15 protein-coding genes are annotated in these 23,393 nt (G+C 74.0%); 8 read left to right on the top strand and 7 right to left on the bottom strand.

The window, feature by feature from the left end; translation table 11 throughout:
• Window positions 1–68: 68 nt before the first annotated feature.
• The 3 genes from ACF09E_RS01355 to ACF09E_RS01345 all read right to left on the bottom strand — a co-directional run bounded on the left by ACF09E_RS01355 (window position 69) and on the right by ACF09E_RS01345 (window position 6,302).
• Window positions 69–1,319, bottom strand: a complete 1,251-nt coding sequence (locus tag ACF09E_RS01355; protein WP_392203270.1) for a hypothetical protein — start codon at window positions 1,317–1,319, stop codon at window positions 69–71.
• A complete protein-coding gene (locus tag ACF09E_RS01350) occupies window positions 1,316–4,129 on the bottom strand; it encodes a dynamin family protein (protein ID WP_392203842.1) in 2,814 nt (937 codons plus the stop codon). Before ACF09E_RS01350 ends, ACF09E_RS01355 begins: the two co-directional genes overlap by 4 nt.
• A gap of 157 nt (window positions 4,130–4,286) precedes the next feature.
• The gene (locus ACF09E_RS01345; protein WP_392203269.1) at window positions 4,287–6,302 is read right to left on the bottom strand and encodes a dynamin family protein; all 2,016 of its coding nucleotides are present in this window, start codon (window positions 6,300–6,302) and stop codon (window positions 4,287–4,289) included.
• Between the two features lie 129 nt (window positions 6,303–6,431).
• Here ACF09E_RS01345 and gvpC point away from each other — a divergent pair, with 129 nt between their 5' ends.
• A complete protein-coding gene (gvpC, locus tag ACF09E_RS01340) occupies window positions 6,432–7,982 on the top strand; it encodes a gas vesicle protein GvpC (protein ID WP_392203841.1) in 1,551 nt (516 codons plus the stop codon).
• A 236-nt stretch (window positions 7,983–8,218) separates the two neighbouring features.
• Here the strand turns inward: gvpC and ACF09E_RS01335 are convergent, their stop codons facing one another.
• From ACF09E_RS01335 to ACF09E_RS01320, 4 genes are all read right to left on the bottom strand, one after another.
• Window positions 8,219–8,764 (bottom strand): hypothetical protein, encoded by a 546-nt coding sequence (locus ACF09E_RS01335; protein WP_392203268.1) that lies wholly within the window; start codon window positions 8,762–8,764, stop codon window positions 8,219–8,221.
• Window positions 8,761–9,552 carry a hypothetical protein gene (locus ACF09E_RS01330; RefSeq protein ID WP_392203267.1) on the bottom strand — a complete coding sequence of 264 codons (792 nt, stop codon included), beginning with the start codon at window positions 9,550–9,552 and terminating at the stop codon, window positions 8,761–8,763. Before ACF09E_RS01330 ends, ACF09E_RS01335 begins: the two co-directional genes overlap by 4 nt.
• A gap of 183 nt (window positions 9,553–9,735) precedes the next feature.
• Window positions 9,736–10,557, bottom strand: a complete 822-nt coding sequence (locus ACF09E_RS01325; protein ID WP_392203840.1) for an RNA polymerase sigma factor — start codon at window positions 10,555–10,557, stop codon at window positions 9,736–9,738.
• Window positions 10,558–10,834: 277 nt separating this feature from the next.
• Entirely contained in the window at window positions 10,835–12,019 is a 1,185-nt protein-coding gene (locus ACF09E_RS01320) for a serine hydrolase domain-containing protein (protein WP_392203266.1), read from the bottom strand.
• Window positions 12,020–12,579: 560 nt separating this feature from the next.
• On the opposite strand from ACF09E_RS01320, the gene ACF09E_RS01315 reads away from it, so the two are divergent.
• From ACF09E_RS01315 to ACF09E_RS01285, 7 genes are all read left to right on the top strand, one after another.
• Window positions 12,580–15,069, top strand: coding sequence for an RICIN domain-containing protein (locus ACF09E_RS01315; protein WP_392203265.1), 2,490 nt, complete (start codon window positions 12,580–12,582; stop codon window positions 15,067–15,069).
• Window positions 15,070–15,254: 185 nt separating this feature from the next.
• On the top strand, window positions 15,255–15,689 hold the full coding sequence (locus ACF09E_RS01310) for a hypothetical protein (protein ID WP_392203264.1): 435 nt from the start codon (window positions 15,255–15,257) through the stop codon (window positions 15,687–15,689).
• A gap of 379 nt (window positions 15,690–16,068) precedes the next feature.
• Entirely contained in the window at window positions 16,069–16,572 is a 504-nt protein-coding gene (locus ACF09E_RS01305; RefSeq protein WP_392203263.1) for a hypothetical protein, read from the top strand.
• Entirely contained in the window at window positions 16,542–17,966 is a 1,425-nt protein-coding gene (locus ACF09E_RS01300) for a hypothetical protein (protein WP_392203262.1), read from the top strand. The genes ACF09E_RS01305 and ACF09E_RS01300 overlap by 31 nt, the downstream gene beginning before the upstream one ends.
• Complete coding sequence (locus ACF09E_RS01295) at window positions 17,963–19,333, top strand: VWA domain-containing protein (protein ID WP_392203261.1); 1,371 nt, start codon at window positions 17,963–17,965, stop codon at window positions 19,331–19,333. Before ACF09E_RS01300 ends, ACF09E_RS01295 begins: the two co-directional genes overlap by 4 nt.
• 22 nt (window positions 19,334–19,355) lie before the next feature.
• On the top strand, window positions 19,356–20,477 hold the full coding sequence (locus ACF09E_RS01290; RefSeq protein WP_392203260.1) for an AAA family ATPase: 1,122 nt from the start codon (window positions 19,356–19,358) through the stop codon (window positions 20,475–20,477).
• Window positions 20,474–23,389 carry a hypothetical protein gene (locus ACF09E_RS01285; RefSeq protein ID WP_392203259.1) on the top strand — a complete coding sequence of 972 codons (2,916 nt, stop codon included), beginning with the start codon at window positions 20,474–20,476 and terminating at the stop codon, window positions 23,387–23,389. The genes ACF09E_RS01290 and ACF09E_RS01285 overlap by 4 nt, the downstream gene beginning before the upstream one ends.
• Window positions 23,390–23,393: the final 4 nt, after the last annotated feature.

The raw sequence follows: 23,393 nt of genomic DNA, 5'->3' as shown, positions 1-23,393 counted from the left end.
GTGGGGATGCCTCGCGTTCTGGGGGGCGGGCGCGGCTCCCGGGGGCCGGGCGGGAAGGGAAGGCGGAATCAGCGCAGCCACGGGGGCAGGTTCTCGTCGTCCTTGCGCCGGTCGGTCCCCTCGTCGACGAGGTGGCCGGTGTGGTCGCCGAGGACTGCGGCGGGTGTCGTCCCACCGGAGCCGGAGCCGGAGCCGGAGCCGGAGCCGGAGGCCGCGGCTGCGGTGAGGTCCACCGCCGTGTCGGCGGACGGGGCGGTCAGGTACGGGGCCGTGGCGGCCGGGTGGAAGTACTCGCGCAGCTCCGGCCATCGGGCGGCGCCCACCGCGAGGTCGGTGTACGGGTCCGGGCTGCGCCAGACGGGGGCCGGGCCACGGAGGGCGTCATGGACGAACGGCCAGGCCGCACCCGCTCCACCGAGCAGGATCAGGCTCGGACGGGAGGCCGTACCGGATACGGAGGCGACGCGTTCGGCCACGGTCCGCAGCGCTTCGACGGTGTCCGCGACCTCGGGCCGCCGGGCGAGGTCGTCGCGGCTCAGGACCAGCCGCTCGAACAGCTGTCCCGCGAGCGCGCCGGCCCAGGGAACGGGTGCGCCGGAGTGGAGTTGAGCGGCGTACTCCCGCACCGAGTCCAGCAGGGGCAGCAGATCGCCCGCCCTGGCATCCTCCCGGCAGCGGGCGAGAACCTCCCGAGCCACCATGAAGCCCCACGGCCCGGCGCCGACGTCGAGGAGGGATGCGCCGGCGGGCCGGAGGCGGAGCGGCCGGCCCTCCGCGCACTGCACCTGGTAGGCCTCGACCGCCGTCGACCGTTCGGCGCACACCACCGCGAGCAGGATGCTCCGGTCCGGCAGGGTGCCTCCGCCCGCGAGCCAGCGGCAGGCCAGCGCCTGAGCGGGGCCGATCCCGACCGGGGTGCCGAGACCCGCCTCTTCCAGGCGGCGGGCCGCGTCCTGGGGCGTGCCCGGTCCGGCACACAGGACCGGCCGGAGAGCGGGCTTCCGGTCGCTCCGCGGCAGGCCGAGACAGCGGGCGGTCCGCTCGCGCACCCCGTCCAGAAAGTCCGGGGACCAGGGGTCGGTGCGCCACACCGTCAGCAGGTTGGCGTCGGCCGGGCCCTCGCCCAGCGCACGAAGGGCGGCGGGACTGCCCCAGGTGCGCTCCGAGGATCCGGGCTCGTGACGGCAGGCGTTGGGTACCAGGGTGCGGAATCCGTCGCCTAGAAGGCAGACCCGGGTGCCGCCGGGGACGGGCCGCCCCTCGCCGAGCGCCAACGTGCTCCAGGTGTACTGGAGATCGATGCCGAGCACGCCGCTCATCCGGTCCCCTCCGATCGGTCCGGGACCTGGGGGCAGTAGGAGGCGGCACGGTCCACCAGGTGGTGTCGCAGTGCGTGCAGCGCGTCCGAGGCTCGCGGCCGGCCCTGGAGCAGTGCCTCGGTCTCCTCGGCCGCAGCCTGGAGCAGGGTGGCCACCCTGCCGTCGCGGGCGGCGGTCACCGCCGGAGCTCCCAGGCGGGAGACACCGTCCATCAGGGCACGGGCCTGCGGGCCGCCGTACCCGTCGCGGTCGGCCGCCGCCGCGCGGGCACTGACGAAGGCCAGCTCTGTGGGCAGGGCACCGTCCAGTGCCGTTTCCAGGCGGTCGCGGTGCTGTTGCGCCCGGGTGGTGAGGTACTCCTGCCAGCGTCCCGGGGTGTCCTCCGCCAGGAAGACGTTGACCAGCACGGCGACGGAGTCCGGCCCGTGCCGCTCGCGGTGGCCGCGCAGGAACTCCTCCTCGACGGTGGACATCGGCTGCCGCGAGTTGACCACCCACACCAGCACGTCGCTTTCGGCGGCCATCGCGAGGGACCGGGCCGTCATCTCCGCCGTGTCGTTGATGCCCGGCGAGTCCATCCAGCGCGTCTCGGGCGGGAGCGGCGAGCGGGCGAGTTCCAACAGCAACCGGCGCTCACCCCCGACGACCTCGGAGCGGTAGAGACCGCTGCGTGAGATCAGGGAGACGACCCTGGCGATCGATTCGGTGGTGCGCAGCAGGTCCTGACTACGGTGCCCGTCGAAGAAGGTGAACCGGTCGACCGGACCACTTCTGATCTCGCACGGCACACCGGTCTCGGGGATCTCGCCGACCGGGAGCAGCGGGCGGCCGATCAGACAGTTGATCAGGGAGGACTTGCCGGAGCTGAAGTGGCCGCCGAACACCACCGTGACCGTCCGGGCGTCCAGGACCTCCTGGGCCCGGGCCAGGGCGGGCGCGATCCGGTCGCGGTGGAACGCGGCGTGGTGGCGGGCCAGATCCTGGGCGAGCCCCGGCGGGAGGGCGAGATCAGGGCGCGGGCGCGGGGGCTCGGAGACGGCCGGCCGCACCGGCCGACCGGTGACGAGCGCCTCCTGGAGCCGTCGCAGGCGACCGGCGACCGCGGTGCCGATGCCGGTGAGGCGGGCCTGCTCCCGGTCGAGTTCCGCCTGCCGCTGCCGACACCCGTCCACCAGGGCGCGGATCTCCCCCTCCACCCCGGCGACCGCCTCGGTGACCTCCGCCGTCAGCGTGGCCTCCAGGGCGTCGACATCCCGCCGGAGCCGTACGACCACGGCTGGGATCAGCTGGCGGCACAGGTCCCGCAGGGCGCTGCCGCCGAGGGAGACGGCCTGTGCCCTCAGCCGCTGCTCCCCGTCCGTGTCGCCGACCCCGTCGCCGTGCAGCGCGGCCGAGGCCGTGGACGCCCCGAGTCCCCGGGGGCCGGCAGCACCCGCCGCCGGACCCGCCGCGGACGACTCGGCCATGAACCCGTCGCCGACCACCCCACGCGCCCAGCCCGCCGGGGTGTCGGCCGCGGCGGCGCCGGGTCCCCGGAACCCGGCGGGGAGGAAGCCGCCCGCCGCCGACAGCCACCGCGGGCGGAAGCCGGCCGGCGGTTCTTCCCCGGCCGCGGACTCCAGCCCCGTCAGCTCCCGGCGGAGGACCGCGTACGGGCGGGCGATCGCGGTCAGCTCCCTCTCCAGGTCGCCCGACAACTCCTGAGCCAACGGGACGAGCACCGCCTGGGCGTCCTCCTCCGCCCACCGCGCCAGACCGTCGGCGACGTACTCCCGTACCGAGTGCGCGATCGCCTTCGCCGTCCCGTCCTGCGGCGCCGTACCCGGCACCGGGCCGAAGGCCGCCCCGGCACCCGCCACGAAGGGCCCCAGCCCGTCGCTCAGGACGTCGAAGCGCCGTTCGAGGCGGGCCGAGAGGGCGGCCTCGGCCTGGGTGCGGTAGCGGCAGAACAGCGCGGGCAGCGCCGCGGGACGGTTCCCCCTGTCCGCCAGGCCGGTGAGCGCCGACGCACAGGCGTCGCGGAGCCGGGACTGCTCGGCACGGGCCGCCCGGATCCGCTGCCGGACGTGCTGCTCGACGGGCTCGGCCAGGCGCGCGGCCTGGGCGGCGTACTTCCCCAGACGGGCCGGACGCCGCTGCTCCAGCAGGAAGTCGGCGAGCCGCCGCTCCAGTTCCGCCAGACCGGACGCCTCCACCTCGGCCCTGTTCCCCGCCTCCACGGCTGCCCGGGCCCGCTCGGCGTCCACGAAATGGATCCCGTACGAGGCCGGGTCCTGCCCCGACCACGCCGGACCACCCAGCTGATCACGCACGTGCATGTTCCACACGTATCCCTTGACACGATCGTCGGCCGGCCGTCCGTGGTAGAGGTTGACCACCCTGAAGACCTTCGTCCCCTCGGGCGCCGGATCCGAGGCGCCGGCCGATCGGATCGCCCCGCTCAAGGCAGCGCAGTGGTACACCCTCAACACCGCGTCGCAGTGCTGCACGGCCCTGTCCGCGATACCGGTGAGGGCCGGACGTCCGGCCGGACCCGAACCCGAGACCTCACGGAAGACGACCCCGGCCTGGCGCGAGAGCGCGGCCGTCAGGGTCGACTTGCCGCTCCTGAAGCCCCCCACCACCAACAGCTCGAACGTGTCACCGTCCAGCTGCTCCGCCGTCGCCTCCAGCCCGGCGGCGGTCTCCGCCATCTCCAGCTCCCGTGCCGATACGGCCAGGTCCCTGATCGCCGATCCCACCTCCTGGGAGGTCTGCCGCGCAGTCCCGTCCACCCTCTCGGCAAGCGTGCCGCTGCTCTGCTGGTCCATCACGGATCCCTCCTCCGCGCCCGTATGTGCCCGGCCCGTGTCCCGGGCGCCCGCCCCCCTGATGCGGGCGACGGGCGCCGTGGCGGGCCGTGTCGGTGCGGATCGGCCTCGGTGCCGCGCGGAGCGCGCGTGCGGCCGACCCGGAATCGCTACGTCGTCACACCTGCTGTGCGGTGCTCAGCGCCTTCTGGAGCTGGAACAGATGACCGGCGACCGCGGCCTTGAGCTCGCCGAGCCGGGCGAGCTGCTGTTCACGCGCCTGCTGGTCGCGCTGGTTCTCCTCCACCATGAGGCGGATGCTGCGCTCCTCCTCGTCGATGGCCGCCACGATGTCGGCCGTCACCAGGACCTCCAGATCGTCGAACTGACCCCGGATCTTCTGGCCCACCTCCCCGATGAGCTGCGAGGGAAGGTCCCGAAGGGCGTTGTCGGCGTCCGCGACGGCCTTGTCCTTGAGCCGCCTCTCCAGGTTCAGGCTGCCGACCCCCAGACTGCCGACCAGCGACGCGGCCATGACCACGGGGATGACCACGGGGGCCGCGGGGCTGACTCCCAGCACGCCCAGCAGGAAGGCGGCGCCGAACGCCCCGCCCGCCCCGCCCGCGGCGCCCCGCCAGCCCACGGTGCCCCCGGCGACCGCACCGCCGAGACCGCCGACCAGGAAGCCGCCCGCCGCCGACGCCCATCGCTCGAGGGTGCCGACCAGAGGCTTGTCGCCGGAGGCGAACTCCCAGCCGGTCAGCTCCAGATGAAGGGCCTCGAACTGCCGGCCGATCGTCGCGATCTCCTTCTCCACCTCGCTCGACAAGTCCTTCAGCAGTGGCGCGAGCACCTCCTGGGCGTCCTCCTCCGCCCACTGCGCCAGACCGTCCGAGACGTACTGCTGGACCGACTGCGCGACCACCGACGCCGCCTTCTTCTGCTGCACCACCCCGAGCATCCGGCCGAGATTGACCTCCACGTCGTTCACATGGGCGCTCAAGCCCTTGCGCATGGCGGCGATGCGGCTGATGAGGCTGCTGGCGAGGGCGTCCTCGGCCTGGGTGCGGGAGCGGCTGAACAGCGCCGGCAGCGCCGCCGGACGGTTCCTGATGCTCGTCAGCTCGGGCAGCACCGCCGCGTACCGCTCGCGCAGCCGGGACTGGTCGGTGCGGGCCGCCTGGATCCGCTGCCCGATGTGCTGCTCGATGGGCTTGGCCAGGTGCGTGGCCTGAGTGGTGTACTTCTTCAGATGGACGTGGTGCCGCTCGTTCAGCAGGAAGTCGGCGAGCCGCCGCTCCAGTGCCGCCAGACCGGATGCCTCCACCTCGGCCTTGTTCCCCGTGTACACCCCGACCCGGGCCCGCTCGGCGTCCACGAAGTAGATGCCCTGCGAGGCCGGGTCCTGCCCCGACCAGGCCGGACCACCCAGGTGATCACGCACGTACTTGTTCCACACGTATCCCCTGATCCGGTCGTCGGCCGGCCGCCCGTGGAAGAGGTTGACCACCGTGAAGATCCCAGTCCCCTCACGCACCAGGTCCGAGGCGTTCATCAACTCGTTCTGGCCCATCAGCACGTCGCTGCGGTACACGATCAGGGCCGCGTCGCAGCGTCGCATGGCCTCCTGCGTGACCTTGGTGCGGGTCGGATGCTCGTCCAGGCCCGGCGAGTCGAAGATCATCACACCGGCCTTGCACAACCGGGCCGGGAACCCCATGTCGAAGGCACTGATGTTGCGGAACCGGCGGTCGTTCTCCGCCTCGTCCACGTCCAGAACGGACTCCCGCAGATAGCGCTCCAGGGACCACCGCTCGGGCTTGCCCTCGAAGTGGTACGCCTCCACCTGGGGCTTCTCGCTGTAGCGCACACCCGTCAGGACGGCGGTCGCCGGCAGGTCGTCGACGACCATGGGCCCCTGGTGCCCCTTCAGGTCGACCGGGTGGGTGACTCCTCCCAACAGGGCGTTCAGCAGGGTCGACTTGCCGTTCTTGAAGCGCCCCATGACCATGAGGTTGAACGTGTCGGCCCTCAGCTGCTCCGCCGTCGCCACCAGACGGTCGACGGTCTCCCGCATCTCCAGCTCCCGGGCCGACGCCACCAGTCCCTCGATCGCCGAGTGCGCCTCGTCGGTGGCCTGTCGCGCGGCCTTCTCCATCATCTCCGCGAGCGTGCCGTTCCTCTGCTGTTCCATCACGGATCCCTCCTCTGGGCGGGCGGCCGGACGCGTCCGGCCCGCCCGTTCCGGCGTGCTGACGACGGCCCACGTACGGGGCCGTGTCGGTGGTCGTGGTCGTGAGAGCGCTGTGGACGTGCCGTAGGGGTGCTGCCGGGCGGGCCGCCGCGCAGGGGTGGCGGCCCGCCCGCGTGGGGCGGAGACGGGTCCTGCCTCGTGGGGCGGAGCCCCGGGAGGGCTCCCGGGTCAGAGCACCGCGGCGAGGCGGGTCCGCAGGTCCGCCAGGTCCGCCGCGGCCTGCGTGGACGCCTCGGCCGGCCCCGGCTCCGGCCCCGTGTCCGGCCGCGAGGCGGACGGGCCGTCGGTCGCCGGGACCAGGGCGTCCACCGTCCGTACGCAGCGCTCCAGGGTCCGCTCGACCTCGCGGCGCACGGCGTCCGACTCCCGGCGGACCGTCGACGACAGGGTGCCGGTCGCGGCGGCCATCGCGTCACGGATCATCCGCCTGCCCCGCTCGCCGCAGCGGGCGACGTGGTGACCGGTCTGCGTGCGGCGCAGCGCACCCCCGGCCACGGCACCGACGCCCGCCCCGAGGACGGTGCCGACACCGGTGGTGACGGCGGCTCCGGCGATCGCGGCTCCCAGCACACCGCCCAGCACCACCTGCGGGGTCAGGCCTCCGGAGCGCCCGCGGTCCGACGGAGCCGCCGCCGCGCCGGTCGGCAGCGCGGAGTCCAGGGTCAGCACGGGAGGGCGTCCCACGGTGCCGGGGTCGGCTCCGCAGCCGACCAGCGCCTGGTCGAGGTCCCGGTAGAGACTGCTCATCGCGTGGTCGGCCCGGGCCGCGTGTGCGCGCAGCCCGGGGCCCGCGGTGACGGCCCAGTCGTGGACCCGCCGATCCAGCAGACCGCCGATGAGGCGGTCGGCCCGGGCCCGGTCGGAGAGTTCCTCGCGGTGCTCGCGCAGGAACGGTTGCAGGTCGCGGAGCAGGTCCTGTTCCAGCATCTCCAGCGTCGCGACGGCCTGGCTCTCGGCAGCGGAGGTCTCGGCGGCGAGCCGGCGCAGGAGTTCCGCGCCGCCGTCCGCCAACAGGCTTCGGGCCGAGGCCGCGCGGCCGGCGAGCCGGGCGTCCTCCGCGGTGACGGCCGCCGCGGGCGAGGGACGGGTGTGGTCGTCGGACTGCTTCACGGCACTGCCGGCGAGGTCGAGCAGCCGGGCCGCCCGGGCTGCGCCCAGCAGGGGCGGAACGCTGCCGGGGTTCGTCAGCCGGTCCACCAGCGTGGCGGAGTCCTCGTCCAGGCGTTCCCGTACGGCCGCGGACGTGGGGGCGTCGCTCGCCCAGAGGAGGCAGCCCGGAGCCGCGGGGTCGTGGCCGGTCGGCTGCCCGCCGGACCCGTCGCCGAGCATGCGCCGGGTGCGTCGTGTGGCCCGCTCCAGGTCCTCCGGGCCGTCCAGTACCTCGGCGCCGGTGAGGACCACCAGAACGGAACCGCCCGGTCGGGTGGCCAGGGCGGCCGCGGCCTCCGCGGCCGGCAGGTCGAGGAGTTCGGCGCAGCCGAGGGCGAGAACGACCCGGTTGGCGTGCAGCGCCGGGGTGTCGTCGACGTGCAGCGATGCCAGGGGCAGCGCGCGTACTGCGATGCCGTCGAGCCGGGAGCGCAGGTCGGTGGCGAGAGCCTCGGCATCCGCCATCGGTGAGGCGCAGATCAACACGGTCGGGTCGTCGGGCGCGGGCAAAGCGGCGGCGGCCTCGGCGACGGCGGTCCATCCGTGGCGTTCGGCCGCCGCGGCGATGTCGGTCTGGAGGGCCTCCAGGAGAGCGGCCGGGGTCGCCGCGTCGCTGTCGGCGGCGGTGCGTACGGGGTCGGGTTCGGGGCGGTCGGTGTCGGCGGCGGTGCGTATGGGATCGGGTCCGGGTCGGTCGGTGTCGGCCATCACTGCTCCAGCCAGGCGTAGAAGTCGGGTGTCAGGGCTCGGGACCAGGCGCGGCACTCCGCAGGGAGCACCAGGCCGAGCACCGCGGACAGGTCGGCGCGCAGGTCGGCGTCACCGGAGTCGGCGTCGCCGGCCAGGAAGAGGGGGAGAGCGCGGTCCATCAGGGAGTCGAAGAGCCGCTGGTCCTCACGGACGGCGGACAACCGGCGGCCGCCGGACGGGACCGTGACGGGGTCGCCGAGCGGGGTGGCGGTGAAGGGAGCGACGGAGACCAGGGCGTAGGCGAGCAGCCGGGGGTTGCTGATCCCGACGGCCCACCAGCGGTCGGGCGGTGCGATGCGCATCGGCTGCCGCGGTGCCCGGACGGCGGGTGCGGCGAAGACCGCGTAGGCGGGTTCGCCCCAGCGGCCGGTGGGCAGCGGGGGACAGACGTAGTGTTCCAGCGGTACTTCGGCCGTGTGGGCGGCCGATTCGGCGAGTTGTGCGCGGGCGTTCCCGTAGGGCGTGAGGGGGAGGCGCCGCTGCGGCGTGTCCGGGGTGCTCACGGCTGTGTCCTCTCACCGGCGTCGGTGGTGGTGGTCGATGTCGTGGGTGGTGTCGCGGACGCGACGGGTGGGGCGGTGCCGTCGGCGGTCAGGGTGTGGACCAGGTCGGTGACGACGCACCGACCGCCCGCCGCCAGCCAGGCTTCCGCCATGGTCGTCGCGTCGACGAAGCGGGCCGCCTCCTGGGAGCTGTCGTTGACGATCATCCCCCGTATCTCGCCGGTGTCCGGGTTCCGGGCGACGCCGATGGGGACGACCGCGTGGTTCGCCCTGCCGCCCTCCCAGTAGTCCGCGTCGTCCCACAGCACACCGGCGTTGGCCGCGATGACGACTCCGTGGCCGTGTTCCAGCCGCTCCGCCAGGTCCTCCAGGGAGTCCGCGGTCTCGACATGGGCGGGCACTCCGAAGTCGGCGAGGATGCGGCACTGGTCGCTCGGGGTGGTGCCGCCGCGCATCTCGGCCGGCCCCTTGGTCTCGCACAGTCCCCGGGCGATGGCGTGGGCCACGACGTCGGCCTCGGTGACCTCGATGCCGAACTGCCTGAGCACGCCCTCGCAGCTGCACAGTCCGCAGGTCCCCAGGAAGCCGAACGGATTGTCCCCCTGCCGGTGCGTGTGGTCGGCGAAGGTCTCGACGTCACCGATGATCACGATCTCCCGGCCGTCGGGAAGGGTGTCGAGGCGGTACGGAACGTCCGGCACCAGTTCCGCGAGGGAATCGGCGAGGTCCGACGGCAGTTCGCGCAGCTCATCGAACGGTTCCGGGGATGACTCTGACTCGTAGTCCACTGTCCCCTCCGTAGGCGGTGGTCGGTTCGTCGGTGGTCGCGGCTTCGGTGTGCGGGCTCTCGGCTCGTGAGGTGTGCGGGCCTTCGCTCTGTTTGGACCCGGGCCCCCGGTGTGCCATAACCGACTTCGCGGAATTCCCCGGAAAACTTTTCCGGGGAGTTCCGGCGGGTGCTCCCGGAGGGTTCAGAGGGCGTCGACGGAGAGCTGACCGGCGACCTTGCGGCAGGCGGCGCGCAGGACCGTGAGCCAGTTGCGGGGACGGCGGTCGGCACGGCGTTCCAGGACGACGCTCCGGAACACCTCGTACTCGGCGGTGGTCAGGGGATCCTCCGGTGCCGCCCGGGCCCGCCGCGCCGCACGGGCGAGTTGATCCGGCCCTCCCAGCAGCTCCGGGTGGTGGACGAAGAGCGCCACCCGCAGTTTGCCGACGGCCCGCGAGTGCGTCACCGCGCAACTCGCACCCGGCAAGCCCAGCTGCGCGCCCACGCGGTCCCAGTTGTGGTCGGGCAAGGACAGCCGGGCCCGGACGACGGCGTACTCGGTGGGGTTGAGCCCGCCGTCCTTCCAGGCCCGCTCCGCCAGTTCGAGCAGCCGCCCCTGGAGCGGCGGCCCGGCCGGCTCCGGCGCCTCGGCCGGGATCTCCGACTCCTCCGCCCCCAGTGGCACCTCCCGCTGACGGAGGCGCTGCTGACGGACCGCCAGTCTGGCGCTCTCCCGCACGGCGATCGCCATGACCCAGGTCGGGAACGAGGCGTCACGACGGAACGTGGCGTAGCCCCGCCAGGCCCGGACGGCCACCATCTGGCACAGATCCTCGGCGTCCGCCTGGTGACGCATGCGGGCCCGGGCGTAGGCGAGGACCTGAGGCCGGACGGCTTGCCACTCCCGTGCGAAATCGTCGTTCCGGGCGCTTAATCCACCCTCGCTGGACGTGTCGCCGCCCCCCCAGTTCCATCCCCGCTCCGGACGGCACGACGACCATGCGCGTCCGCAGACCCCCTGCACGTAGGAAGCCGACCGCACTCGGGCGGCCTTGGCAGGAGACCAGGATAGGGGGACATGTGCCGCCTTCACGGTGTTCTTCACAAGTTCGGTCTCAGCCGGGTGGCGGACGCCTCCCACGGCGGCGCCCCCCTCAACCGGCGGTCGCGGGCGGGTGGCCGGCCGACCACGACAACCGCCAGGCCGTCGTCGGCCGCTCGCTGCGATCCGCCGGCCCACGCCGGGCGGTGTGCGGCGTGGGCCGTCGGCCCGCAGGTCCAGTCGTGGCGGCGCCCGCCGGTCAGTCCTCCTTGAGGAGGGCGCAGGCGAAGTCCTCCTGCACGGTGCGCAGTCGGGCCAGCAGAGCGGGCTTCACCCTGGGGCTGGTCTGGGTGTTGATCGAGAAGGTCAGCGAGCGGGTGCCGTCGGGGCTGGCGGCCATCAGCTGGGTGTAGCCCGCCGTGTTGCCCGTGTGCCCGTAGAGCACTCCGCAACGGGTCGTGTACTGGAAGATCGCCAGCCCGGCGGCGTTCGTGCCGGGGCCCGGCGGCTCGGAGGTGTCACCCGGCCGGAAGGCGAGCTGCTCCTCGCGCGTGCGCCGCGAGAGCAGGCCGGGGCCGGCGTAGGCGCGGATGAAGGCGGTCAGGTCACGCGGGGTGGAGACGATCCCGCCGGAGGCCCAGGCCCCGGAGGCGCCGAACGCCTCGCTCACGTCCTCCGGGCCGGCCGGCGGGTCCACCGCGTAACCGTGCAGGTAGGGCCGCGGGAGCCGGTACCCCAGCGGGAGGCTGGTGCGGCGCAGTCCGAGCGGGCGGTACACGAGCTCCTTGAGGAGGTCCTCGTACGAGCGGCCGGTCGCCGCCTCCGCCATGAGCGCCACCGCGATGTTGTCGGAGTTGGAGTACTCGTACAGCGCGCCCGGACGGAAGAGCAGCGGCTCGTCGGCGACGAAGTCGAGGAGCCTGCGCGGGTCGAAGACGTGGTGCGGGTCGGCGGTGAGGATCGCCGCGAACTCGGGGGAGGCCGAGTAGTCGGGCAGCCCGCTGGTGTGCGCGAGGAGCTGGCGCAGCGTCACGGCGCCCCAGGCCGCGGGCTGTCCGGGCAGCCGGTCGGCGATGGTGTCGTCGAGGGAGAGCCGGCCCTGGTCGACCAGCCGGAGGGCGACGGCCCCGCTGAACGCCTTGGCGGCGCTCGCGATCCGCATGTGGTCGTCGGGGCGCGGCGGGCGGCCGGTGGCGGTGTCGCCGACGCCCGCGGTGTACACCTGGGTTCGGTCGTCCCTGGTGAGCAGGGCGATCACGCCGGGCGGGCCGTCGGCCTGGGCCACGAGCCGGTCGAGCTGCCGCTGCAGGCGCGGGTCGTGGTGCGGCGGGTGGCCGCCGGCGGCCTGCGCGGGCTGGAGCAGCGTCGCACCGAGCGCGGCGGCGGTGAGGACGACGGCGGCCGCCAGCGAGCGGGGGCGGCGGCCACGGGTGCGGAGGAGCACGTGCGGATCTCCCTGGGTGCGAGGGGCGGGCCGGCGCCCCCGGCCCTGGGCCCCGGGCCGGGGACACCCGGCCGGGGTATCCGCCTGCCTAGCAGAGCGCGAGCCGCCCGCGTCGGCGGCACGCTCCGGCCAGGGCCGGTCGGCCGACGCGACCCACCGGAACGGGGCGCCACGGGCCGTGCGCCCCGCCCGGCCCCTCCCGAGTCGGAAAGTCCAAGCGCCGCGGCGATTCGTCCCTATGAGGCGTGACGCGGGTGCGAGCAGTCTGAGTGCCGCCACGCACGGCCGTGCCGCCGGGTGCGCAGCGGACGGAGGTCCCGCCGCGTCCCCGGCCGGCCCGGCCCGGCCGTCCACCGCCCCTCCCCGCGCCCTCCCCACTCCTCGCCCTCCCCGCGCTTCCTCCCCTCGTCGTCCAGCCCCGCGCCGCACCCCGCGCACGTACGCCCCCACCTTCACCCCCGCCCGGTCGCGCCTCCGTCCGACCGTTCGTCGGCCGTCCCCGAGGACACCGCACCGTCACGGAGCCCTCCCCCTCCGGGCTCCTCCGAACAGGGAGAACCATGCCCATGCGTCACAGCAGACTCGCCGGGACCCTGGCCGCCGCCGCGCTGGTCGTCACCGGCGGCAGCGCACTGGCGACACCCCCCGCGTCCGCGGTCCCCGCGGCGCCCGAGGCCGCGACCTACACCGTCACCGTCGGTGCCAAGGGCTCCTGGACCCACCCCGACGACACGCCCGCGGGCACGTACATCGACAAGGACGGCACGTTCTACTTCCAGCAGGCGCACGCGCTCTACGGCGCGAACGACCCCCGGAAGTGGACCTTCTACACCGGAACGAACTTCGACACCGCCACCCGGTCCGCCGCCCTCAGCGACGCGGTGAACCCGGCCAACCCCGACGACCGCAACGACGACACCACCTGGCGCTGCGACAACAGCCCCACGGGAGTGGAGTCCACCCCTGCGCCCTCCACCGGTTCCTACGCGCACCGCAACTACTGCGACCTCGCCGGGGTCTGGGTCGATCCGGACACCGGTGACTGGTACGGGCTCGTGCACAACGAGTTCACCCCGCAGCCCTTCGGCGACGGCGTCCACTACGACGGCATCGACTACGCCGTCTCCAGGGACCAGGGGCGGACGTGGAGCATCAGGGACCACGTCATCACCTCGCAGCACAGCACCGCACGCGGCGACACCACGGCCTTCCCGCGGCAGACGTACCACTACGGCACCGGTGACCAGCGCCTGTTCGTCGACACGGCGTCCGGCTACTTCTACGCCTTCTACGGCTCCCGGATCGTGAACAAGGGCGGCGGCTGGGCCGCGTTCTACGGGCACGTCGCCCGCGCCCCGATCGCGTCCAAGATGGCCCCCGGATCCTGGCGGAAGTGGTACGACGGAGCCTGGTCCGAGCCCGGCGTCGGAGGCCGGGAAAGCACCATGGTCCCGGTCGGCACCGGGAGCACCACGGGGTACACCCCGCCGTCGAAGGAGTACGACCCGGCCAACACCGGCACCGTCGCCCAGCAGGTGGCCGCCGGCCTGACACCCCCGACGTCCCCGCTGTTCGTCATGGACATCACGTACAACGCCCACCTCGGCCTGTACATCGGCCAGCCCCAGGCGGTCGACCAGAGCGGGAACGCCTCCCAGGAGATCTACGCCACCGACAACCTCGCCACCCAGAAGTGGTTCCGCCTCGGTGACACCGGCGGCTACAGGAACGCGTCCTGGTACCGCTGGTTCCTCGATGCCGGGAACAGGACCGGCTCCGGCATCGTCGGCAAGGACTTCCGCTCGTACTGCTCCTTCGGCTGCTCCGGCGGCGCCTCCGCCGAGTACGTCAACCTGACGATCCGCACCACCGAGCCCGCCGCGCCCGTCGACGCGACCAGGGCCTACCGCATCACCAGTGCCGGCGGCCGCGTCCTCGCCGAGGCCGCGGGCGGCGCCACGACCTCGCTCGCCGCCGCCACGGGATCCGCCCTCGAATCCTGGATCTTCACCCCGAACGGCGACGGCTCCCACCGCATCGCCAACGCCTCGTCCGGCCGGCTGCTCGGCGTGAGCACCGCCTCCACCGCCACCCGGGCCTGGGGCACCAGGCCCACCGTCACCGCCGCACCGGCCGGCGGCCCCACCGTCGGCCAGCAGTGGTTCGTCCTGCGGGGCACCTCGCCGACCGACGGCACCCCCACCGGCACGTACAGGATCGTGAACCGGTACAGCGGACTCGTCGTCGGCCTCTCCGCCGACTCCGCCCGGCCCGCCGAGACCACGCCCACCCGCACCTGGAGCAACACCACGGGGAACGCGGTCGGCGGCACCCGCACGGCCGGGGAGCAGACCCTCACCCTGACCCCCACCGGCCAGGCCCCCGAGACGGTGACGGTGACCCATCCGGGCGATCGGGCGACCACCGTGAACAAGGCCGTCTCCCTCCAGATGACGGCCGTCGACTCCGCCGCGAAGCCCCTGGCGTTCACCGCCTCGGGGCTGCCCGCCGGGCTCGGCATCAGCACCGGCGGACTGATCACCGGAACCCCCACGACGGCGGGCACGTCCACGGTCACCGTCACCGCGTCCTCCGGCACCGCATCCGGCACGGCCACGTTCACCTGGTCGGTGACGGCCGCCCTCGACGGAGTCCGCACCCTCACCGCCGCGGGCAAGGCGCTCGACAACCCCGACCACAGCACGACCGCCGGCACCCGGCTCATCACCTGGGCGCCGACCGGCGGCGCCAACCAGCAGTGGAGGTTCACCCAGCAGGCGGACGGCACGTACGAACTCAGGAACGTCGAGTCCGGGCTCTGCGCCGACGTCGAGGGCGGCTCCACCGGCGCGGGCGCCCGCGTCATCCAGTGGACCTGCACCAAGGGGGCCAACCAGCGCTGGAACGTCGTCCGCCGGTCGACGGGCACCCACACCGTCGCCTCCGCGGCGAGCGGGCTGCTCCTGACCACCGCCTCGGCCGCCGACGGCGCCGCGGTCACCCAGCAGCCCGACACGGGCGCGACGTTCCAGTGGTGGACCATCACCTGACGCGCCCGGCGCGTCCTCGCCGAAGAACTCGGCGTCGACCCACCGCCGTGCCCGGCCCGCCGGTGCCCCGGTGAACCACCGGGCCCCGGCGGGCCGCCGCCGCGCCGGGCGGCCGCCGACGGCCCGCTCACCCGTTCGGCGTAGTTGAGCGATCGCCTCAGCGGCGGCGGCCGGACGATGACCCCATGAGCCAGAACACCGCACCCCGCCCGCCCGGCGCCGACGCAGGCGCCCGGGGCACCGCCGGGGGAACCCTGTTCGCCGGTGTCCTCCTCGCGGTCATCGGCATCCTGGACGTCCTCCAGGGCATCGTCGCGATCGCCAAGGACGACGTCTACGCCGCCGTCGGCGACTACGTCTTCGAGTTCAGCCTGACCGGCTGGGGCTGGACCCACGTCATCCTGGGCGTCCTCGTCGGCCTCTCCGGCGCCGGCATCCTCATGGGCTCCGAGTGGGGGCGGATGGGAGGCATCACCCTCGCCGGTCTGAACACCGTCGCCCAGTTCCTCTTCCTGCCGTACCACCCCTGGTGGTCGCTGTTCTCGATGGCCCTCTCCATCGTCGTGATCTGGGCGCTGGCCACGGACCACACCAGCTTCGGGAAGCACGGCACCTCCTGACCGCCTGACCGGCTGCCGGCGCACCGCGCCGCGAACGGCGTACGGCCCCGATGCCCCGGAGCCGTACGCCGTCGTCGTCCTTCGCCTCGCCCCACTCCTCCTGCGTGGCGAACAGCCTTCCGTACACCGTCCCGAACACGTCCTGCCCGGCCGCCGCCTCGATCGCGAGAGCGGCGGCCGTGCTGTCGTGCCGGCCCGGCACGGGGACGTGACGGGCGACGAGGCCCCCGCCGAACGGCCCGGCGGCGCGCCTGCCTTCCGGCCACGGGGAGCGCGGACGCCGGGGGGCCGCGGGCGTTGTCAGTGGGCGGGGTTAGGTTCGTTCCTGTTCCGCCGCAGCGGTGTGAACATCCCCTTCGACGTGCATGGGAGAGGTACGTTGCCGGTCTGGGAGCAGTCGAGTACGGCGCGGGTGGTACCGCCCGCGCGACCGAGGAAACTCGCCAAGGTGCCGTTCGTCGAACTGGCCGACGGACGCCTGCAGGGCGTCGTGTCCAGCGGGTCCGACGCGGGGCGCGTGTACGTGTCCTCGATCGCGACCGGGACGTACACGTTCGCCTGCAGCACGAACAACAACCGTCCCTGCGGCGGCGCCCGGGGCGGCTTCTGCAACCACATCCGGGCCCTCGTCGCCGAAGCCGTCCTGCAGTACGGGGCCGACCGCGTCGCCCGGTACCTGAAGGCCGACCCCGCCGACCCCGGCGCCGACGCCCACCAGCTCGTCGCGCTGATGACCGCGACGCGGCCCGCGCAGGGCGACACCGCCGCGGCCGCCCCGGTGTTCAGCCGCTTCCTGCGGCACCTGGCCTACCTGGAACTGGCGCCGTCCACCGCACCGCTGCCCGAGATGCAGTGGTTCCCGCCGACGAGGACGGTCGCCTGATGCGCACGGACCTGTTCACCGACCCCGTCGACGGGCTCGACGAGGCGCTGTCCGCCGTCGACTCCTTCGACCGGGCACTCGTCTCCGGCCTCCTCCGGCCGCAGCCCGACCAGGCCGCGGGCCTGGCCGCGCTCGCCGCCGCCGTCGGCGGCACCCCGCTGGCCGCCGCGGTCGCCGAAGCGGCCGACAAGGCCGCCGCCGGAGCCGCGGGCGAGGACCACCTCGTGGCGCTCGCCGCCGCCCGCACCGCCCTCATGGGCTCCGTCCACGACGCCCTGACCGAACGCGTCGCGGACATCACCGGCCGGCACCCCGCCGAACGGACCGACCCGCGGGCCCCGTCGGAGGAGCCCGGCGCCAACGTCCTCGCCGCCGCCCGCGCCTGGCTGTGCGACCTCGCCCGCGCCGGCTGGCAGGGCATCGACCACGAACTGGTCGCCGGCGCCGCGCCCGTCGTCTCCGCGATGCTGCCGGACCTCCGGATCCGCCGGCAGGCCACCCTCCTCGACGGCTTCGCCGCCGAACTCGCCGCCTCCTGCCCCGGGGCCACCCTGGACCGCGTGCCGGTGCGCCGCTGGGCCGACCTGTGGACCCGCGCCCTCCTCCTGACCCTCCCGGGTGCCACCAGGACCCCTGCCGCGGCCCCCGCGACCGGCCGCCTGCTGCCCCTCGGCATCGACCTCCAGGAGCACGCGACCGCGGTACAGGCCCAGGTCCACGCGGTGTTCGAACCCGCCGACGGCACACCACCGCGCCTCGTCCGCGCGGCGGTGTCCGCGCCCAAGCCCGACACCGTGGTGGGCGCGGGCCTGTGGCAGCTGCTCAGGCCGCACATGTCGCTGCTCGGCGCCGTGGGGGAGGGCCGCGCCGTCGCACTCGACGGCATGCCCCTCACGGACGAGGGCGACCTCGTCTGGGACGACGAGCGGGCCCGTACGGGAGAGCCCGCCGACCCCTTCGGCACGGCCCGCGTCGCGCTGGCCACCGCCACCGACCCGGTGACCGCCCCGCTCGACCGCCACCCGGCGCGGATCGCGGCCCCCGTCCTCCTGGAGGGCTACACGGCGGAGGAGGACGGCGAAGGCCGCCCGGTCCTCGCCCTCGCCGGCCACCGGCTGCCCGTCGACACCGACCGCATCCCCACCGCGGGTCCCCTCACCCCGGAAGCCGTCGCCGCGTCCGGAGCGTGCCTGGGGCTGCTCCGCTGGGACGCCGGGGAGTTCGTCCTCCAGCCGCTGGCCGTCGAGACGACCGTCCGGAAGAAGACGGTCGCCGTCCACGCGGGCGCGTGGGCCGGAGGCACCGCCGACAAGACCGGCGCCCGCGCGGAGAAGGCGGCCACGGACTCCGTCGCCGTCCTGCGCGAACGAGCCGGAAAGCTGCTGCGCGCATGACCGACCCCGCGTCCCCCGACCTCCCGCCGCTCCGGCCGTCCGCGCCCGACCCCGACGACAACCGACGCCAGGTCCTGTACTGGCGCCTCCTCGCCCGTCTCTTCGACCCCGAGGAGCAGGCCGCCCTGGAGTCGGCGAGCCTCGCCGTCGTCGAGGACATCGGCCTGCCGTCCGCACTGCTCGACCCGGGCGCGTCCGTCGACTCCGTCGTCCAGCGCCACCCCGAACTGGCCGACGAGCTCGACGGGCTGATGACGCCGGACCCCGAACCCGACGGCGCCCGCGACCGGGCCGCCGAGGTCCGGCGCGCCGCGCTCGCGTCGAAGCTCCTGCTCAACGTCTTCTCCACCGGATCGGGCACGGTCTCCGCCGGGCAGCTGGCCCGCTGGCAGTCGGACGCCGGCTGGCTGGAGCGGTCCCTCGGCCGCCCGCCCGGCGGGCTGCGCGGCGGCCCCGGAGCGGACGCCGACGGCCCCGGAGCCGGGCTCGAACTCGGCGACGTCGAGGCCGACCTCGTCCGCCGGATGCACCTGCGCGAGGTGCTGGCCGATCCCGCGCTCGCCGCCCGGCTCACCCCCAGCATGTCGCTGATCGAGCAGCTCCTCCGGGACAAGGGGAACCTCTCCGGCGTCGCCCTCGCCAACGCCAAGGCCCTCATCCGGCGTTACGTCGAGGAGGTCGCCCAGGTCCTGCGCACCCAGGTCGAGAAGGCCACGGTCGGCGAACTGGACCGCTCCGTCCCGCCCAAGCGGGTCTTCCGCAACCTCGACCTCGACCGCACCATCTGGAAGAACCTCACCAACTGGAGCCCGGAGGAGGAACGGCTCTACGTCGACCGCCTCTACTACCGGCACACCGTCCGGCGGACCACCCCGCAGCGCCTCGTCGTCGTCGTCGACCAGTCCGGCTCCATGGTCGACTCCATGGTCAACTGCACCATCCTCGCCTCGATCTTCGCCGGGCTGCCGAAGGTGGACGTCCACCTCATCGCGTACGACACCCGTGCGATCGACCTCACCCCCTGGGTGCACGACCCGTTCGACGTCCTCCTGCGCACCAACCTCGGCGGCGGCAACGACGGCCCCGTCGCGATGGCCATGGCCCGCCCGAAGATCGCCGAGCCGAAGAACACCGTCATGGTGTGGATCTCCGACTTCTACGAGTTCGACCGCTCGCAGCCGCTGTTCGAGGGCATCGAGGCGGTCCACCGGTCCGGAGTCCGGTTCATCCCCGTCGGCTCGGTCACCAGCTCGGGCCGGCAGGAGGTCAACCCCTGGTTCCGGGAGCGGTTCAAGGCCCTCGGCACCCCGGTCGTCTCCGGCCACATCGACAAGCTCGTGCACGAACTCAAGACCTTCCTCACCTGAGCCTGCCCAGAAAGGCCTTCCCATGTCCGACCTGCTCCGCGCCCCCGCCGAGATCAAGTACGCCGAGGAACTCGACTGGCTCGAGTCCATCGACGACAGCCCCAAGCCGTTCTCCTGGCGCCTCTCCCCGAAGATGGTCCGCCTCTTCATCCTCGGCTCCGAGCGGGCCGACGGCCTGGACCGGGAGGTGACGCAGAAGTGGTTCGGCGACCGCAGCTTCGTGGAACGCTCCATCGTCACCCTCGCCTCCGACCGCGGCCTGCTCCTCATCGGCGACCCCGGCACCGGCAAGAGCTGGCTCGCCGAACTCCTCTCCGCCGCGATCAGCCGCAACTCCACCCAGGTCGTCCAGGGCACCGCGGGCACCACCGAGGACCACATCAAGTACTCCTGGAACGTGTCCATGGTCATCGCCAAGGGCCAGTCCCGCGAGTCGATGATCCCCTCCCCGATCATGACCGCGATGGAGACCGGCACCATCGGCCGCTTCGAGGAGCTCACCCGCTCCCCCAGCGACGTCCAGGACGCCCTCATCTCGATCCTCTCCGAGAAGTACATCTCGGTGCCCGAACTCGACAGCGCGGGCGGCGAGAACATCGTCTTCGCCCAGCCCGGCTTCTCGATCATCGCCACTGCCAACAGCCGCGACCGCGGCGTCAACGACCTCTCCTCCGCGCTCAAGCGCCGGTTCAACTTCGTCCGCATCCCGGTCGTCACGAACAAGAAGAGCGAGGCGGAGATCGTCCGCTTCCGCACCGAGGAACTGCTGCGCCGGCACGCGATCGAGCTGGACGTGCCGCCCACCCTCCTCGACGTCCTCCTCCAGAGCTTCGCCGACCTGCGCGCCTCCGCCGCCGCGGCCGGCAGCGACGACGAGAAGCTGGAGTCCGCCCTGTCGACGGCCGAGCAGATCGGCGTCCTGGAGGACGCCGTCCTGCACAGCGACTTCTTCGGCGAGCGCACACTGACGGCCCGCGCCCTCGCGTCCTCCCTGGTGGGCACCCTCGCCCGCCGCGAGCCCGAGGACCTGGCCATCCTCAACAAGTACCTGCACGGCGTCGTCGAGCCCCGGGGCAAGGAGCAGGGCGGCTCCTGGCCCGAGTTCCTCGAAGGCGGCCGCGAGGCGATCGCGAAGCTGGCATGAGCGACACGACCGAGAGGCCCGCGAGCCCCTCCTTCGCCGCCCTGCGCGGGCAACTCCACGACGCGGCGGCCGAGTTCGCCGGAGGCCGGGACGCGCTGGAGGAGATCCTGCTCGGCATGGTCGACGACGTCGACCGGGCGGCCGCCGAACCGCTGGAGATCTTCCCGGTCTGCCACCACTCGCCCGCCTCCGCCCTCGCCATGGCGAGCCGGCTCCGCGAGAAGCAGCCCAAGGTCGTGTACCTGGAGCTGTGCGAGGACATGGGGCCGCTCCTCACCGAACTCCGCAACTGCCGGCTGCCGGTGGCCGTGCAGGCCTTCGCGAGCGAGATCGACGGCTTCCCGCCCGACTGGGCCCCGCTCTCGGTCGTCGCCCCGATCACCGAGGCCTCCGCCGAGTACCAGGCCATCGCCTACGCCCTCGACACCCCCGGTGTGGAGCTCGTCCTCGTCGACCGCTCGTCCGACCACGTCTTCCAGTGGGACACCCGGCGGCCCGCCGACGACGGTACGCCCGCTGCCGAGACCGGGGCGGAGCCCGAGGCCGCCCTCCACGGGGAGGCCGTCGGCGTCGAGATCGGCGACCTCCGCCCGCGCTTCGCCGAACTGGAGGAGCACCTCCTGCGGCACGGCAAGGTGCGGCACTGGTCGGAGTGGTGGCACCAGTACGTCGAGGTCCCGCTCGGCGACAGCGACCACGACACCTACCGCCAGGTCATGTTCCTCATCGGCAGCCTGTTCCGGCGGCTCGCCCCCGGCGGGGGCGACCGGGTACGGGTCGACGAGGACCGCGAGCGCTACATGTGGACCCGGATGCGCGAGCACCTCGCCGCGACCGGCACCGACCCCGCCGACTGCCTGTACGTGTGCGGGGCCTTCCACGCGGCCAGCCGCGTGACGGAGTTCGGCATCGGCGGCACCGGCGACTTCACCGTCTCCCCGCGGACCGCCACCACCTGGCAGTACGGGCTGATCCCCTCCAGCCACGCGGCGATCGAGGCCCAGTTCGGCCTCGCCTCCGGCTCGGTGTCGATCGCCGCGACCGAGTGGGCGAAGAACCTCAAGCGCACCCGGGTGCGCCCGTACCGCCTGGAGGGCCAGGCCGGCGCGCGGAAGACGGCCGCCCGGAAGACGGCGGCGAAGCCCCCCGCCCCCGCGCCCACCCCCGTACCGGCGGAGGACCGGCTCACCGGGTTCCTCCGGCAGCCGCCCGTCCTCCACGGCCTCGACGAGGCCGAACTCCTCGGCTGGTCGGTGGACATCGTGCGCGCCGCCCGCCGCAGCGGCTACCAGGCCTCCACCGCCGACGCCATCGCCGTCTTCGAGACCTCCATCCTGCTCGCCGGAATGCGGGACCGGGCCAAGCCGACCCCGTACGACTTCCAGGACGCGGCGGTCACCTGCATCGAGAAGGACACCGTCCCCGGCCGCCGGGACGTCCGGCGGCTCGTCGAGATCATGATGGGCGGCGACCGGATCGGCCAGGTCGGCTACGAGGCGCTGCCGCCGCTCGCCCGCGACGTGCACGACCGGCTCGTGCCCCTGGAACTGAACCTCCAGCAGCGCGGGGTGCGGCGGGCGCTGCTCGACATGGCGTCCCGGCCCGAACTGCGCGCCTGCTCCGACGTCCTGTGGATGCTCCGCCGCCTGCTGCCGCCGGGCGCGGCCCGCACGGTCATGGGGGAGCGGCGCCTCGGCGAGCGCTCGATCCAGGAGTCCTGGGACCTGTCGCTCGGCACCCACCAGCGCGCCCTCATCGAACTGGGCTACGAGGGAGTGAGCCTGGAGCAGGTCCTGGAGCAGCGGCTGCGCCGCACCGCCTACGGGCCGCGGGCCACCACCGCCGAGGTCCTCGCGGCCGTCGAGGACGCCACGCTCCACCTCGGCGGCCGGCGCCTCGCCGACGAGCTGGGAGGCCGGGCCCTGGAGGTCCTCGTAGGCGAGCGCACCGTGGACGGAGCACCGGAGGTGCTGCGCCGGGTGCGCGGCCTGCTGGCCTACTACCGGACCAGCGAGCCGGTCCTCCCGCCGTGGATCGAGTCCTTCGTCAGGGCCGGGTACGCGCACTACTGCACGCTGCTGCCGACGGCCTTCCGGGACGAGGACGCGACCGTGGGACAGGTGGCGGCGATGCTGGGCTTCCTGTTCAGCATGGAGAGCCTGGCGCTGTCGCTCGGCTGCGACCGCACTCAGCTGGAACTCGCGGTCGCGCAGTCGCACCCGGGCGACCCCGCGAAGACCGCCCTGCTGTGGGCCGCGGAGGTCCAGCTCGGGACGCTGTCCCGGGGCGAACTCCGCGGCCGCTGCGACGAGCTCCTCGGCAACCCCCTGGTAGTGCCCTCGTACCCCCGCTACCTCAGTGGCTTCGTGCACGCGCTCGAGCCGGTGCCGGGCCTCGCGGACGTCGTCGTGGAGGCCGTGTCCAACGCCTTCGGACGACTCCCCGACCCCGTCCTGCTGCCGTGGCTGCCCACCCTCATCACCACACTGAGGTCGAACGCCGCCGATCTGGCCCCGCTCCTGATCCGCGAGGCCGGCCGGATCTTCCCGGCCCGGCTCGCGGCCCTGGACACCTGGATCCCGCCGTGGCGCGCGCACCCGGTGGCCCCGGCCCCGCCGGGCGCCACCACGGCCCGCGGTGCGGCGCTGCTCCCGCGGCATCCCGGCACCTGCGACGCGCTCGCGGACCTGCTGGGCGTCACGGACGGGTGGGGCCCGGCGGGCGCGCCGCCCGAGGACCCGGCGGGAGCGGCGCTCCTGTTCGCCCACCCCGCGGCCTGCGACGCTGTCGCGGATCTCCTGGGCTGCGACGGGTCCTGGGCGGCGGGGGCCACGACGGCGGGCGCGCCGTCCCTCACGGCCCGGCATCCGGCCACGGCGCACGCGGTCGCCGCGCTCCTCGCGGCGCCGTGACGGC

The organism is Streptomyces sp. NPDC014891, from assembly GCF_043081085.1.
In the GTDB taxonomy this organism is placed as follows: domain Bacteria; phylum Actinomycetota; class Actinomycetes; order Streptomycetales; family Streptomycetaceae; genus Streptomyces.
The sequence above is the reverse complement of the archived record's forward strand: the minus strand, read 5'-3'. Positions and strand labels throughout refer to the sequence as shown.